The organism is Anaerobacterium chartisolvens (genome assembly GCF_003337415.1).
Classification (GTDB): Bacteria; Bacillota; Clostridia; order Acetivibrionales; family DSM-27016; genus Anaerobacterium; species Anaerobacterium chartisolvens.
This window is the reverse complement of record NZ_QPJT01000012.1, coordinates 113,344-128,765: the sequence shown is the minus strand read 5'-3', so window position 1 is coordinate 128,765 and position 15,422 is coordinate 113,344. Positions and strand designations below refer to the sequence as shown.

Sequence of the window (15,422 nt, the reverse complement as noted above, 5' to 3'; positions counted from 1 at the left end):
CCCTGCTTTAATTATGTACAAAATTATTTATATAGGACACGATAAAGATTTTACAAACATGGAGGATATAATTGATTACATCAAGTTATATCCTCCATGTAAAATCTTTATCGCTACATATATAGTAATACTTCAATATCTTAAAATTTTCCAACAATGAGGAGAAAACCGATTATTATGAAGGCTATCCCTGAGCCTAATTGTATATAGATCTCGGGTATATACTTGTTAATAAAAGAGCCTGCTATTACTCCTATAAGAGAGGATAGTATAAGAGCACATGCCGATCCTATGAATACATACCAGATCGATTTAGATTTTGAGGCAAGCAGCATGGTGGATAACTGTGTTTTATCACCAAGTTCTGCAAGAAAGACCAGTATAAAGGTTGTAAAAATGGTTTTCCACATTTAAAATCTCCTTGACATAAAAAAATCATATTAATATACCTAAAAATTATATTCACTTGTAAAAAAAATATGAATTGTTTCACGTGAAACAATTCATGAAAACCTTATAGATACTGCGTTTAAGGATAATAATATTATTATTTTTATGTTTTTAAACTATATAGTTTAGGCTTTTGCATATCGGATAACGGAGGATGTAAAATAATATCCTCCAGAATAATTTCTACTCTAACTATAGAAGCATGTATACCTGTAGAAGGCGCTTGTGATTTTAGTTAGCTTTAAATATATCGTGGTCACGCATTTCGGGGAAATTATTCCTCCGGAAATTATTTTACATTATTTTTAGATAGTTTGTATTCTAATTTATATAAAAAACATGAGGATATATAGTTTGTTATAAGGTATAGATATATGATATAATCAGTTAGTATAAAAAGCATTTAAGTAATAGTGTTCATTGTGAGGAGTGAGATTGTTGGCCAAAGTAATTGCAATTGCCAATCAAAAGGGAGGGGTCGGTAAAACCACCACTTCTGTTAATTTGAGTTCATGCTTGGCCTATAAAGGGAAGAAGGTTCTTGTTATAGATATAGACCCTCAGGGTAATACCACAAGTGGACTTGGTGTAGATAAAAAAGGTATTGAGAAATCAATATATGATGTGTTAATTAATGATGAAAGTATCGAGAATGTTCTGCTTGAAACACCAATGGAGAACCTGTGGCTATGTGCCTCAAATATACAGCTTGCAGGTGCTGAAGTGGAATTAGTGTCGGTTATGTCAAGAGAGACAAGAATGAAATCAGCTCTGGCACATATTAAAAATAATTACGATTTTATAATTATTGATTGCCCTCCGTCTCTTGGATTATTAACACTTAATTCTTTAACCGCCGCAGATACTATTTTAGTCCCTATACAGTGCGAATATTATGCTCTTGAGGGCTTGAGCCAGTTGATGAACACTGTTAAGCTTGTGCAGAAGCATCTTAATCCTGCTCTTGATGTGGAAGGAGTCGTACTGACTATGTTTGATGCACGCACGAATCTTTCCTTACAGGTAGTAGAGGAGGTAAAAAAATATTTTAAGAATAAGGTTTACAGAACTATTATACCAAGAAATGTGAGACTCAGCGAGGCTCCTAGCTTTGGATTGCCGATAATATTATATGATTCGAAATCAAAGGGATCCGAATGCTATTTAGAACTTGCTGAAGAAGTGATAGAATATTCGGAGGAGGAAGAGAGCAGATGATGAAGAAGGGGCTTGGAAAAGGTCTTGGAGCACTGATTACTTCTGCAGGCAGCGAAAATGGAGATAATGGAGTAACAGAATTAAGAATCACTGAAATAGAGCCCAATATCAATCAGCCCAGAAAGAACTTTAATGATGAAAGCTTGATCCAGCTTTCAGAATCAATAAAAAGTCATGGTATAATGCAGCCTATAATAGTAAAAAGAGAGAAGGATACATACAGAATTGTAGCAGGAGAAAGAAGATGGCGTGCAGCGAGGATGGCAGGCCTTGTGACTGTGCCTGTTATTATAAAGGAGCTTTCGAATAAGCAGGTAATGGAAATGGCTCTTATCGAAAACTTACAGAGAGAGGATCTAAATGCAATAGAAGAGGCTGACGCTTTTGACAGACTGATGAAGGAATATAATCTAACTCAGGAGGAGGTTTCTGCTGCCGTTGGCAGGAGCAGATCTGCTATTGCAAATTCCATAAGGCTGCTGGGTTTGGGGGATAAGATAAAAGGTTACCTTATAAACGGAGAATTAACCAGCGGACATGCCAGAACATTGATAGGTATTGAGGACAAAGAATTGCAGGAAAAAATAGCAGGAGAGATTATTGCAAATGGTTTAAATGTAAGAGATACAGAAAAGCTGGTAAAAAAATATTTGCAGAAGAAAATTAAAAAGGAAAACAAAAAAAATATTGAATTAATAGAAATAGAAGACAGGCTTAAAAATATTTTTGGAACAAAGGTTCAATTGCTTTCAAACAATAAAAAAGGGAAAATTTTGATTGAGTATTATTCAAATGAAGAATTGGACAGAATTTTGGAAATGTGTGTAAAAATAGGCGATAAATAGTGAATGCTTAAAATTGATTTAGAGCTACTTTTCATGTAAGGGTAATATGTTTTTATATAAAAAGGTTATAATCGGCCAAAAAGCCTTATAATGATAAATAGAGCGATTTGATAAAAAAATGAATTTGATTAATGAAAAGCTATACTTTATAATAAATAATGTTTCACGTGAAACATTATTTATGAATATTTTTTATTTATATAGATAGCTAATTATAAAACCAAATATTTATCTGAAGGAGTATATAAATGGAGGAGATTTTTAAAAATATATCAATGGAATTTATAGTTCTTGCCTCTGTAAGTGTTATTTTTATAATAATTTTATTTTTAATGAACATGTCAAACAGAAAAAAAATAAAATTGTTAAATGAAAAATATTTTAAGCTTACCGATGGAGTAGAGGATATTAATGTTGAGCAAATACTTGACAGATGCATTACTAAAATTGGTGAAATAAGTGCAAAAGGAAAGGATATGGAGAATAAAATCAATAATATTGAAAGAAATCTTATGCGGTGCATTCAAAAGATAGGTGTAGTAAGATATAATGCTTTTGAAAATGTAGGAAGTGATCTAAGCTTTTCCATTGCCATGCTGGACAATAATGATAATGGGCTTATTATAAGCGGAATATATTCACGTGAGACTTCATTTACATATGCTAAAGCCATTTTATCGGGGAAATCCAAGTATGCGTTGTCGGCAGAAGAGATCCAATGTCTTGAAATTGCAAAAAAATCCTCAATGGATTGGACATACACTGAAAAATAGAAGTAAATAATAATTTAAAAAGGCCCTCTGTTTATAAATGAGGTGATATAATTGTCTGATAAAAATAATAATAAAAAAAAGCTTTGGCTTTATGCGGTGATACTATTTACGAGTGCTTTTATAGTGTTGCTTTTGACAGCATTCAGCCAAATTAGAATGAATAAAAATATAAGCAGGTATAAAGATCAATTAAACAGTGAATCCAAGCTCAAAAGTGATTTCCAGTTGAATTTAAATTCATCCTTAGACTTAAATAAAAAGCTGACAGAGGATCTGAAACTATTAAATGAGGATATATCAAAGGAAAAAGATATAGCTTTGGAGGCAGAAAAAAAAGCTGAGGAATTGCAAAGCAGGCTTAAGAATACAATGGCTTCTTATGAGGCTTTAATTGAGGCACAAAGGAAATACGACGATGGGGAATATGTAACAAGTGCATTGTTGCTTTATGAAAAATGTAAGCTGGCTCTATTTGATAAAGAGGCATATAATCAATATGTAAAATTAAAGGAGCTGGTGTTTCCTAAGGCTTCCAAGATATCTTATTCAGATGGATTAAAGAATTATAAACAAGGCCAATACAGCAAGGCTATTGAGTACTTTAAAATTTCCACAGCTTTGGCCTCCAATGAATACTATTCAGATGATTGCTATTATTTGATGGCCTATTCATATTTTTATATGAAAGATAATATTCAGGCTAAAAAGTCTCTGGAAACGTTATTTAAGAATTATCCTGAAAGTACATATTTAAAGAAAGCAAATATTTTATCAGAAATGATGAAATGATATAAAGCTATATAGGACGCGATAAAGATTTTACAAACATAGAGGATATAATTGCTTACAGAAATTTTTAACTACAACGAAAAGACGCCTTGCGGGGAAATGTCTCACGGGTATGTCATCAGGCGCTTTTCTTAGATGTATTCCTTACGGGTGAAAAAAATTTCTTCCATCAAATTATATCCTCCATGTAAAATCTTTATTGCTAAATATATAATGAGGTTGGTTAATTAAGATATTATTTTAGAAGGAGAGCTTATATGTTAGATATTAAATTGTTAAGATCAAATCCTGAAATATTGAAAAGGGCAGCTTTAAAAAGTAAAGGCAGCTTAGGTACCGATGCATTTTTATCCCTTGATGAAAAAAGGAGAGGGTTGCTATACAGCGTTGAGCAACTGAAAAACAAGCAAAATACCGATTCCAAGCTTATACCTCAATATAAAAAGGAAGGAAAGGACACCTCTGCTCTTATGGAGGAAATGAAGGGCCTTTCAGATAAGATAAAGGAGCTGGATGTTGAGGTAAAAAAAGTAGATGACGAATTGGACCAGCTAATGCTGACAATACCTAACGTACCTAATGAATCTGTCCCTGAAGGGAGCTCGGATGAGGACAATGAAGAGATAAGAAGATGGGGTGAGCCTGTAAAATTCGATTTTGAGCCCAAGGCCCACTGGGATATAGGAGAAAACCTGAACATACTGGATTTTGGAACGGCAGCCAAGGTTACAGGCGCAAGATTTACATTTTACAAAGGGCTTGGTGCAAGGCTTGAGAGGGCTTTGATTAATTTCATGCTGGATTTGCATACTGAAGCGCACGGATATACGGAGGTTTTTCCTCCCTTTATGGTACACAGAAACAGTATGATAGGGACAGGACAGCTTCCTAAATTTGAAGAGGATGCGTTTAAGGTTGCGGGGACGGAGTATTTTATGGTCCCGACGGCGGAGGTTCCAGTAACTAATATGTACAGGGATCAAATACTTGAGGCAAAGGATCTCCCGATACACCATACTGCATATACGGCGTGCTTCAGGGCGGAGGCGGGCTCGGCAGGCAGGGATACCAGAGGCTTGATAAGGCAGCATCAGTTTAATAAGGTGGAGCTTGTCAAATTTACTTTACCTGAAAATTCGTATGATGAACTGGAAAAGCTGACAAGGAATGCAGAGGAGGTTCTTAAGCTTTTAGGGCTTCCTTACAGAATAGTGAAGCTTTGTACTGGAGATCTCGGATTTGCATCTGCCATGACATACGACATTGAGGTATGGATGCCCAGCTATAACAGGTATGTTGAAATTTCCTCATGCAGCAACTATGAGTCTTTTCAGGCAAGAAGGGCGGGTATAAAGTTCAGGAGAGGTCCAAAGGATAAGCCTGAGTTTGTGCATACTCTCAACGGCTCGGGGGTTGCAGTAGGAAGAACGACGGCATGTATTCTCGAAACCTATCAGCAGTCTGACGGGTCTGTAATAATACCCGAGGCTTTGAGAAAGTATATGGGCGGGTGTGAAGTAATTAAATAGTAAGACAAGATATTGCAATTAAAATATGTAATTTTAAGAACTTCAAGAATCTTTATTTTTTATATTGACAAATGTGTTTAGGACATGTTATATTATCTATTGTGGCTTAAGAAGCATAAGGAGAGATGGTCGAGCTGGTTTAAGGCACCGGTCTTGAAAACCGGCGTAGGTGTGAGCCTACCGTGAGTTCGAATCTCACTCTCTCCGCCACAAAAACAAATGATTTGTAAGGCTGTATACGGTATGGCCTTACAAATCCAAAATCAAATTTTATCGAAGCTACAGCTATGGAGAAGTACCCAAGTAGGTCGAAGGGGACGGTTTGCTAAACCGTTAGGTCGGGTAACTGGCGCCGGGGTTCGAATCCCCGCTTCTCCGCCATTTAAAAATGAAGTAAAAGGACTTGGACCATCGTGGTTTAAGTCCTTTTGCTTTTACAATTTTTATGTTACATTGTATGCAGATTATGTATATTTTCTTTAAGGGAGTGTAGCCCATGAAAATGCCAAGTACAATTGAAATTAATATGTTTGCTCCATGTGGTATGAATTGCATGGTTTGTTATAAGCATTGCTATTCAAAAAAATCTTGTGCAGGCTGTCTGGCAGGAGATTTAGGAAAACCAGAACATTGCCGCAAATGTAAAATTAAGGATTGTGCCAAAGATAAAGGCATTACATATTGCTACGAATGTACAGGATTTCCCTGCAAACAAATAAAAATACTCGAGAAAAGCTATAATACACGATATGGTGCAAGCATTATTCAAAGCAGCATTACCGTCAAGGACAGTGGGATAGATGTCTTTATGAAAGCGGAATTAGATAGATGGACTTGCCCGCATTGTGGTGGAATAATCTCCTTACATGATGTCAAATGTAGCGAGTGCCAAGAAAAAGCAACCTTAAAAAAATTAACACAGCAATCATTGACTTAACGGCTCTCTTTATTCACCTAACTTTCCAAAATCCAGTATTTCAAGGTTTGAGACACTGGTTTTTTATTGTGCCGTTTTTAGGGATATATCTATTGGGTGGGTTGTATTGTTTTAGGTAGGACACAATATATTATAAAGAAAACATAATGTTTATAAATAATTTATTTATAATTTCTTTGCAGTTTATCTCTCTGATTTATAATATATTTATATATATTTAAATCCTTTGTATTATGATAATATTAAAGCATTAAATTTAAAATAAGGATATGATAATTAAAGAATCAAACTTAAAATAAGGAAGGACTTTTAGACATGAAGTATATTACATTTGTAGTTCCAAGCTATAATTCTGAAGCCTATTTAGAGAGATGTGTTAAATCTCTTTTGCCGGGTGGAGAGGATGTAGAAATTATTATTGTAAATGATGGTTCTACAGACAACACCGGAAAAATAGCAGATATGTATGCAAATCTTTATCCAAATATTATAAAAGCTGTGCATAAGGAAAATGGAGGCCATGGTTCGGGTATAAATGTTGGAATAGAACGAGCAAACGGAATTTATTTTAAAGTTGTAGATTCTGATGATTGGGTGAACGAAGGCAGTTATTTAACACTGCTTAACAAAATTAAAGAGGTAGTGGAGCATAGTGATAAAACAATCGATTTGTTTGTTTCCAACTATGTGTATAATCACTTGGATAAAGGTAGTTTTCACCGAATTCATTATAGAAATGTATTTGATTCAAACAAGATCTCTACATGGGAGGATATAAAGTACTTTACTATATCACAATATTTTTTAATGCATGCGCTGACCTTCAGAACAGATATTATAAGGATGGCAGGCGTAAAGCTGCCGGAGCATACATTTTATGTTGATAATATATTTGCATACCAGCCTTTGCCTTATGTAAAAAATCTGATATATCTTGATATAGATTTTTACCAGTATTATATCGGAAGAGAAGACCAATCTGTGAATGAAAAATCTATGCTAAAGCGAATTGATCAACAGTTTACGGTGACCAGAACAGTTTTGAATAGTTATAACATAAAGCAAATAAAACAAATGTCTCCGAAGCTTACAAAGTATATGATACGGCAAATATGCATTTTAATGTCAATAACTTCTGTTTTATGCTCATTGGCAAATACAAATGAATACAAATCTGAAATGAAAAAACTGTGGGCAGAACTTAGAGATACAGACAAATGGCTTTATAATCAGGTTAAGTATTTTTCATTCAATGTGGTTTCTACACTGCCGGAGCCTATATGTGATAAAGTATCAATTTCGTGTTACCGCTTTGCCAAGAGAAGGTACATGTTCGCTTAGAGGGAGATTAAATGAAAATACTTACTTTTTTAAAAAAACATAAAGCATTTGTAAATGGGCTGCTGTTTTTAATGGTAGCCTTTCTTACAGGCTATACAATATTCTATGGAAATAACATATCGGATTTAATAAAAAGCCTCGGTAATGTATCTTTATTTGTGAGTCTCCTTTGTCTTACGGCTGCACTGGTATTTGTGTATACAGAAAGCATTATTTTATGGATACTGTTAAAGCTAAAGCATAAAAAGCTATCTATATTTAGATGCTTAAAATACGTATTAATCGGATATTTTTATTCGGGAATAACGCCTTCTGCCTCAGGCGGACAGCCGGCTCAGCTTTATTATATGGCAAAGGATGGAAACGACGCCGCTAAAAGCACAGTAGCTCTTTTATCTATGGCACTTTTTTATAAACTAGTTATGGTCATTATGGGGATAGCATTATTCCTTTTTTGGTCAAAAGGCATTACTGAATACTTTGGTGTTTATATATGGGTGTATTATCTGGGGTTAGCGTTAAATATTTTAATTCTTTTTGTGATACTTGCTTTTATGCTGATACCTGAAAAAACAAAATCTATTATCCATAAACTCATGAGATTATTAATAAAATTAAAAATATTAAAAGAGAATAACTGCCGTAACGAAAAAATAGATTCGTTTATAGAAGGATATAAAGATTCGGTGGATTTTTTGTTTAAAAATAAGCTTAAAATGGGAGTTTTGACTTTGCTGACATTTATACAAAGATCCTCGCTTTTACTGATCCCCGTTTTTATTTACTTAGGACTGCCTTTGGAAGGTAAAAGTATTTTTACTATACTTTATATCCAAGCTGCAATTTATGTGGCGGTAGATATGCTGCCAATACCTGGAGCTCAAGGTATAACGGAGCTTATTTATATAAGTGCTTTAAGAAGTATATTTACGAAAAAATATTTGGCTGCCTCAATGATTATTACAAGAAGTGCTAGTTTTTATCTAATCTTTATTGTGGGGATATTTGTTGTACTATTTAATAGGAAATTTATACGGAATAGGAGTTTGTTACATGAATAAATTTGATTATTTAATAGTAGGAGCAGGATTATTCGGCTGTGTATTTGCCAGTGAAATGACAAGCAGAGGTAAAAAATGCTTAGTGATAGAAAAACGCAGTCACATAGGCGGAAACATTTATACTGAAAATATTGAGAATATCAATGTCCATAAATATGGCGCTCATATTTTCCATACGTCAAATAAAAAAATATGGGATTATATCAACCGGTTTGCTGACTTTAATAACTTCATTAATAGCCCTCTTGCTAACTACAAGGGGGAAATATACAATCTTCCGTTTAATATGAACACATTTAACAAAATGTGGGGGGCTGTTACTCCAGATGAAGCAAAAGAAAAAATAAGAGAGCAATCAAGCCAAATTGGGGAGTATCCTAAAAATCTTGAGGAAATGGCGATTTCCCTTGTTGGCAGAGATATATATGAAAAATTAATAGAAGGATATACTGAGAAGCAATGGGGCCGAAGCTGCAAGGAGCTTCCGGCATTTATTATTAAAAGATTACCCGTAAGGTTTCAATATGATAACAATTATTTTAATGATACCTATCAAGGCATTCCTATCGGTGGATACACACAAATCTGCGAAAAAATGCTAGAGGGTACCAAAATATATCTTTCGGTAGATTACTTGGACCAAAAAGAGCATTTTGACAGCTTGGCCAAAACTGTTGTATATACTGGAGCCATAGACAGATACTTTTATTACTGTTACGGTCCATTACAGTACAGAAGTATTAGATTTGAAAACAAGATTTTAAATACGGATAATTTTCAAGGTAATGCAGTTATAAATTATACTCACAGGGATATTCCTTATACCCGCAGTATCGAACACAAGCATTTTGAGTTTGGTAAACAAGAAAAAACAGTTATTAGCTATGAGTACAGCGATGAATGGAATATTGACAAAGAGCCTTATTATCCGATAAATGACACATACAACAATGAGGTGTATACTAAATATAGCTACCTTGCGGCAAAAGAAATTAATGTAATTTTTGGAGGAAGATTAGGAAGCTACAAGTATTATGATATGGACAAGGTGATTGAGTCAGCATTAAATGTAATAGCCAGATTATAACATGCGAATGTGTTTCAAAGTAAATAATATTAAGTCTAAATTTAAGAAGGGATATGTTAGAAATGAAGTATATAGATGAATTTAATCAAGCAATTGCAGAGCTTATTGAGAATCCCATTGTTCAATCAATGGATAAACTGGAACAGCATTCAAAAAATGCAACTCTATTAAACCATTTGGTGTATACTTCTTATATAAGCTATGTCATATGCAAACGATTGGGCTTAAATGAGAATAATGCAGCAAGAGGCGCATTGCTTCATGATTTTAGAACAAAAGATACAAAATCTATTATTTATAATATTTTTACCCATAGCAAGTTAGCACTCAAAGAAGCAAACACACATTTTGAGTTAACAAAGCTTGAACAGGATATCATTAAAAAACATATGTGGCCAGCTACACTATTCTTGTTTCCGAAGTATAAAGAGTCTTTTGTTGTATGTATGGCAGACAAGTATTGTGCGACAATGGAGATGCTTGGATTATATAAAAAAACTAAAACTACAAGAGAATTATCTAAATTTAATATTATGCTTGCAGGATAAAGTGAAATTAATGTTTAATAATACTCCAAAAAAATGCCGCAATTATTTGCCGGATGACTATAATTAATGGCACAGCACATGCTTTTACTTTTGAATTATTTATGATATACTTGGTGAAAATTATTTATACAGGATGTAATCGGAATGAAGCAATTAAGTATAGTAAAAGATGTAAACGCGGGGGTGTGCGGTGTATCGTATACTGATTGTCGAGGATGATATGACGATAGCAGGCCTGCTGTCTGACAATATGAGGAAATGGGGCTTTCATGCAAGTGCTGTTACGGATTTTCAAAATGTTATGGCTGAATTTGACAGTAATCAGCCTCATATTGTGCTGCTTGATATTTCTCTGCCTTTCTATAACGGATATTATTGGTGCGCACAGATACGCAAGAAATCCAGCACGCCTATTCTGTTTTTATCCTCACATGCGGAGAATATGGACATTGTAATGGCTGTAAATATGGGCGGAGATGACTATGTAACAAAGCCGTTCTCTATGGATGTGCTTATTGCAAAAATACATGCCCTGTTGAGGAGAACTTATAGCTACTACAGTGACAGGTCTGTTCTTGAAGCAGGGGAAGCTGAGCTTGATGTGGGACGTGGGGAGCTTATATATGGAAATCAGAGCATAGAGCTTACGAGGAATGAGCTGAGAATTATGCGATTACTTATTGAAAACAAGAATAATATTGTATCAAGGGAGCAGCTCATGCAAGCCCTGTGGGACAGTGACAGCTTTATAGATGGAAATACGCTTACCGTGAACATTAACCGCCTCAGAAGGAAGCTTGAGGACATAGGGCTTTCGGACTTTATCACAACGAAAAAGGGTATAGGGTATGCTGTACATGATTAAGCTGTATCTTAAAAGCCGAAGGGCTGTGATTCTTCTTTACATGTGCTTTGTGGCTGTGTTTTCTGCTGTTTTTTACGTTTACGGGATGGATATGGGCATATTGGGGTACGGTGTCTTAATGTGTACCTTCCTGTTTTTGCTGTGGCTTGCCTATGATTTAAGTAGGTTTTTGCGCAAGAGGAGGCAGCTCGAAGAAATAAACCGGCACATAGGCCAATACTCACACCGCTTTCCCGGGGCGGACGATGATATAGAATGGCAGTACCAGCAAATAGCAGGCAGCCTGTACAAGATAACAGAGGAGCATTCAAATGCTATTTCTTCGGCACACGCGGAGCAAATGGATTATTACACCATGTGGCTGCACCAGATAAAAATTCCCATCTCAGCCATGCGTCTGGCCTTGGACAGCGGAAGGGGTGATGCCTCTCTTTTCAGGCAGGAGCTGTTTAAGATAGAACGGTATGTTGAGATGGCCCTGCAATATGTAAAGCTGGAGGATCTGTCAAGTGATCTTGTAATACGGGAATATGAGATTGGGGTAATTGTCAGGCAAAGCCTTAAAAAGTTTGCTGTGCTGTTCAGTTGCAGCGAGCTTTCCGTAGAGCTGGGCGATATGGAGCAAATGGTGACTACAGACAGCAAGTGGCTGGGCTTCATAATAGAGCAGCTGCTTTCAAATGCAGTAAAATACACCTTGAGGGGAACAATAGAAATTGGACTTGATGGGAAGGGGCTTGTTATCCGGGATACCGGAATTGGGATACGCTCTGAGGATCTGGCCCGTATTTTTGAAAAGGGATATACCGGGTATAACGGAAGGCTGGATCAGCGCGCAAGCGGTATCGGGCTCTATATGGCAAAGCGTGTGGCGGATCAGCTCGCAATTGAGATAGTAATTACTTCAACTCCGGGCGCCGGTACCAGTGCAAGAATTGTCTTCCCCGACAGGCTTCAGACGGCGGAATGATAATACGGTATAAAACTTACAATAATGTAAGCTTTGAAGGGAGAAGTGTAAGCCTGTGTATATGGCGGAGAACTTCTCCTTTTGTTATACTTCTTATTAAAAGACAAGGAAATACCGGTAAATTATTAATATAAGGCTAAGGAGTGTAAAATGGAACTGCTAAAAGTACAACATATAAAAAAGATATACAATACACGGCTGGGAGGGAAACAGTGTACGGCGCTTACAGATGTAAGCTTTGAGGTAAACAGGGGTGAATTTATTGCTGTTATGGGTGCATCCGGCTCGGGAAAGACAACACTTCTAAACATCATGGCTTCACTTGATAAGCCAACCTCCGGCGATATTATTATGGACGGAAAAAGCTTTGGCACAATAAAGGACAAAGAAATATCTGTGTTCAGGAGAAATAACCTAGGCTTTGTGTTTCAGGACTTTAACCTCTTGGATACCTTTTCAGTTAAGGACAACATTCTTCTTCCGCTTGTGCTTGCAGGGACTCCTGTAAAGAAAATGGAGGAAAGGCTTAAGCCTCTTGCAGAGGATCTGGCGATACAGCAGCTGCTTGATAAATTCCCGTATGAAATTTCAGGCGGAGAAAAGCAGCGCACCGCTGTTGCAAGAGCAGTTATAACAGAGCCTAAGCTGATTTTGGCCGATGAGCCTACAGGTGCCTTAGACTCCAAGGCTTCCGCAAACCTGCTTGAGATATTTGTAAAACTGAACGGCAGCGGGCAGACCATTCTTATGGTTACGCACAGTGCAATGGCGGCAAGCTATGCCTCCCGCGTTCTTTTTATAAAGGATGGAGAGCTTTTCAGCCAGCTGTACAGGGGCGAAAGCACACGGCGCGAATTTTTTGACAAGGTCGTGTCAACGCTGTCGGTTTTGTCTGACGGGGGTGTTGACATTGGTTAAGGGATTGTTTCGCAAGCTGGCCAGAGCAAATCTGGTACGCAACAAGGGTATGTATATCCCTTATGTTATTGCAACGGTAATTATGTCATCTATGTATTTTATAATAATAAACATAGTGTTCTCAAAAAGTATTTCAAACATGAGCTTTGGTCCTACAATGCAGGCAATGCTGACGTTTGGCCTTGTTGTAATGAGCTTGTTCACCATTGCGTACATGCTGTATATAAACAGCTTTCTTATTAAACGCCGCAAGCAGGAATTCGGGCTTTATGCCGTTCTGGGTCTGGAAAAGCGCCATGTGGGAAAAATTATTCTATGGGAAAGTGCTATGCTCAATACCGCGTCTATGGCACTGGGGTTTCTGTTTGGAGTAGTGTTCGGCAAGCTGGCTTTTGTGCTGCTGCTTAAAATCGTGAAAACTGCGCCGAACAGTAAATACGTGCTGTCTCCTTCTGCGTTTGTTGTCACTGCCGTGATATTTGCGGGCATATTTGTGCTTACTACAATTTATAACCTTAATCAGGTGCGCCTTGCAAAGCCTGTGGAGCTGCTTTCAGGTAAAAGGAAGGGTGAGAAGAAGGTAAGAGGCGTTGTGCCACTGACAATTATTGGGCTTATTCTTCTGTGTACCGCATACACCGTATCGATTACAGCCAAAATCCCTGCATCGGCGCTTCTGCTTTTCTGGCCTGCCGTTATACTGGTTATAATCGCTACCTGGATGCTCTTTACTGCGGGAAGTGTGTTTTTGCTCCGCGCTCTGAAAAGGAATAAAGGATACTATTACAAACCGGGAAACTTCATAGCAGTATCAGGACTTATGCACCGTTTAAAGCAAAATGCCTCCGGGCTTTATAACATCTGTATTCTTTCGACTATGGTGCTGGTGACGGTTTCGGGCTGCTGCGCTCTCTATTTCGGACAGGAGGAGATACTTTCGGTTCAGAATCCAAATGATTTGGTTATATCTATAAATTATAATAAAAATTATGCAAAGTTTCCCAATGCCGACAAGGCCAGAGAGACGATTGATGCTCTGGCGCGTGAGCACGGCGTTGCCATTGAAAGCATGTATACCTACAAGTCCCTCAGTGACAACCTTATTATAAAAAACGGTGAATTTATATTCAAAAATAAAAATGGAGATATCAGTGTCGGTACGGAAGACTACAATGATAATTACTTTTATGTTTATATAACAACACAAGAGGAATATAACGCTGTAACAGGAGAGAAAGAAGATCTTGGGAGCCATGAGCTGCTGCTTCTGACCGATGATGATATAGGAAGCCACTCACAGCTTACCATTCAGGGAACAACATATGCTGTAAAAGAGATTATTTCAGGCACAAAATTTACCGCAGGCAAAAATTCCGTAAGCAAGACAAGGCTGTTTATTGTGGCCTCGGATGATGCCGCAGCTCTTGAGCTGAGGGCGGTAATTAATCCGTCTGCGGGCAGCAGCTCTAATGATAGGGGTAAGTGCTTCTCATTTACTACCGTTATTAACCTCAAGGGGGACAATAGCGACTGTGCAGCTTATTCAGTAGCCTTGTCCAAACAGCTTTACAGTGCGGCAACTGACGGGCTGGACACCGGAATGGGATATTCCTACAGAAATATTTTCACCAACCGTCAGCAGAGCAACGGTATGTTTGGGGGACTGCTTTTCCTGGGAGCCTTCTTCACTATACTTTTTCTGACAAACACAATTTTGATTATTTACTTTAAGCAGATATCCGAGGGCTTTGACGATAGGGATCGTTTTGTCATTATGCAAAAGGTGGGCATGAGTGACGATGAGGTGAAGAGCACAATAAACAAGCAAATACTTATTATATTTTTCCTTCCGCTTGCCACAGCCCTTCTGCATGTAGCGGCGGCGGGCAATATGATTATACGGCTGCTGGAGGCATTTGCACTGTTTAACGGCGGTCTGACGATAGTGTGCATTTCGGCGACAAGTGTAGTTTTTGCACTTGCATATATATTTGTATACCGCTTTACGGCTAAGGCTTATTATAGAATTGTCAGGTGGTAAGAACGCGGCTATGTCCTTGCCCGATTTATAAAATACGGCATCTCAAAATA

Annotated in this window: 15 protein-coding genes and 2 tRNA genes; 16 read left to right on the top strand and 1 reads right to left on the bottom strand. The window is 37.1% G+C overall.

The features are described from left to right. Positions 1-140: 140 nt before the first annotated feature. On the bottom strand, positions 141-410 hold the full coding sequence (locus DFR58_RS11820) for a TMEM165/GDT1 family protein (RefSeq protein ID WP_114298052.1): 270 nt from the start codon (positions 408-410) through the stop codon (positions 141-143). Positions 411-888: 478 nt separating this feature from the next. On the opposite strand from DFR58_RS11820, the gene DFR58_RS11815 reads away from it, so the two are divergent. The 16 genes from DFR58_RS11815 to DFR58_RS11740 all read left to right on the top strand — a co-directional run bounded on the left by DFR58_RS11815 (position 889) and on the right by DFR58_RS11740 (position 15,372). After that, a complete protein-coding gene (locus DFR58_RS11815; RefSeq protein WP_114298051.1) occupies positions 889-1,668 on the top strand; it encodes a ParA family protein in 780 nt (259 codons plus the stop codon). Continuing rightward, a complete protein-coding gene (locus DFR58_RS11810) occupies positions 1,665-2,513 on the top strand; it encodes a ParB/RepB/Spo0J family partition protein (RefSeq protein ID WP_114298050.1) in 849 nt (282 codons plus the stop codon). Before DFR58_RS11815 ends, DFR58_RS11810 begins: the two co-directional genes overlap by 4 nt. Before the next feature lie 248 nt (positions 2,514-2,761). Then, the gene (locus DFR58_RS11805; RefSeq protein ID WP_114298049.1) at positions 2,762-3,286 is read left to right on the top strand and encodes a DUF4446 family protein; all 525 of its coding nucleotides are present in this window, start codon (positions 2,762-2,764) and stop codon (positions 3,284-3,286) included. A gap of 156 nt (positions 3,287-3,442) precedes the next feature. Then, positions 3,443-4,075, top strand: a complete 633-nt coding sequence (locus DFR58_RS11800) for a tetratricopeptide repeat protein (protein ID WP_207659221.1) — start codon at positions 3,443-3,445, stop codon at positions 4,073-4,075. Positions 4,076-4,332: 257 nt separating this feature from the next. After that, a complete protein-coding gene (gene serS / locus DFR58_RS11795; RefSeq protein WP_114298047.1) occupies positions 4,333-5,604 on the top strand; it encodes a serine--tRNA ligase in 1,272 nt (423 codons plus the stop codon). A 119-nt stretch (positions 5,605-5,723) separates the two neighbouring features. Further along, positions 5,724-5,814 (top strand) — tRNA-Ser (locus DFR58_RS11790). Positions 5,815-5,893: 79 nt separating this feature from the next. After that, positions 5,894-5,985, top strand: a tRNA-Ser gene (locus tag DFR58_RS11785). 115 nt (positions 5,986-6,100) lie between these two features. After that, positions 6,101-6,541 (top strand): DUF3795 domain-containing protein, encoded by a 441-nt coding sequence (locus DFR58_RS11780; RefSeq protein ID WP_114298046.1) that lies wholly within the window; start codon positions 6,101-6,103, stop codon positions 6,539-6,541. 315 nt (positions 6,542-6,856) lie between these two features. Then, on the top strand, positions 6,857-7,882 hold the full coding sequence (locus DFR58_RS11775; RefSeq protein WP_114298045.1) for a glycosyltransferase: 1,026 nt from the start codon (positions 6,857-6,859) through the stop codon (positions 7,880-7,882). Between the two features lie 11 nt (positions 7,883-7,893). Beyond that, positions 7,894-8,943 carry a lysylphosphatidylglycerol synthase transmembrane domain-containing protein gene (locus tag DFR58_RS11770; RefSeq protein ID WP_114298044.1) on the top strand — a complete coding sequence of 350 codons (1,050 nt, stop codon included), beginning with the start codon at positions 7,894-7,896 and terminating at the stop codon, positions 8,941-8,943. Next, complete coding sequence (gene glf, locus DFR58_RS11765) at positions 8,936-10,030, top strand: UDP-galactopyranose mutase (RefSeq protein WP_114298043.1); 1,095 nt, start codon at positions 8,936-8,938, stop codon at positions 10,028-10,030. Before DFR58_RS11770 ends, glf begins: the two co-directional genes overlap by 8 nt. Before the next feature lie 62 nt (positions 10,031-10,092). Further along, complete coding sequence (locus DFR58_RS11760) at positions 10,093-10,578, top strand: HD domain-containing protein (RefSeq protein WP_242987574.1); 486 nt, start codon at positions 10,093-10,095, stop codon at positions 10,576-10,578. A 190-nt stretch (positions 10,579-10,768) separates the two neighbouring features. After that, positions 10,769-11,443 (top strand): response regulator transcription factor, encoded by a 675-nt coding sequence (locus tag DFR58_RS11755; protein WP_114298041.1) that lies wholly within the window; start codon positions 10,769-10,771, stop codon positions 11,441-11,443. Continuing rightward, positions 11,427-12,413 (top strand): sensor histidine kinase, encoded by a 987-nt coding sequence (locus DFR58_RS11750; protein ID WP_114298040.1) that lies wholly within the window; start codon positions 11,427-11,429, stop codon positions 12,411-12,413. The genes DFR58_RS11755 and DFR58_RS11750 overlap by 17 nt, the downstream gene beginning before the upstream one ends. A 150-nt stretch (positions 12,414-12,563) precedes the next feature. Beyond that, positions 12,564-13,331 (top strand): ABC transporter ATP-binding protein, encoded by a 768-nt coding sequence (locus DFR58_RS11745; protein WP_114298039.1) that lies wholly within the window; start codon positions 12,564-12,566, stop codon positions 13,329-13,331. Next, positions 13,324-15,372: an ABC transporter permease gene (locus DFR58_RS11740; protein ID WP_170138138.1), complete on the top strand. Its 2,049-nt coding sequence runs from the start codon at positions 13,324-13,326 to the stop codon at positions 15,370-15,372. The genes DFR58_RS11745 and DFR58_RS11740 overlap by 8 nt, the downstream gene beginning before the upstream one ends. Positions 15,373-15,422 lie beyond the last annotated feature (50 nt).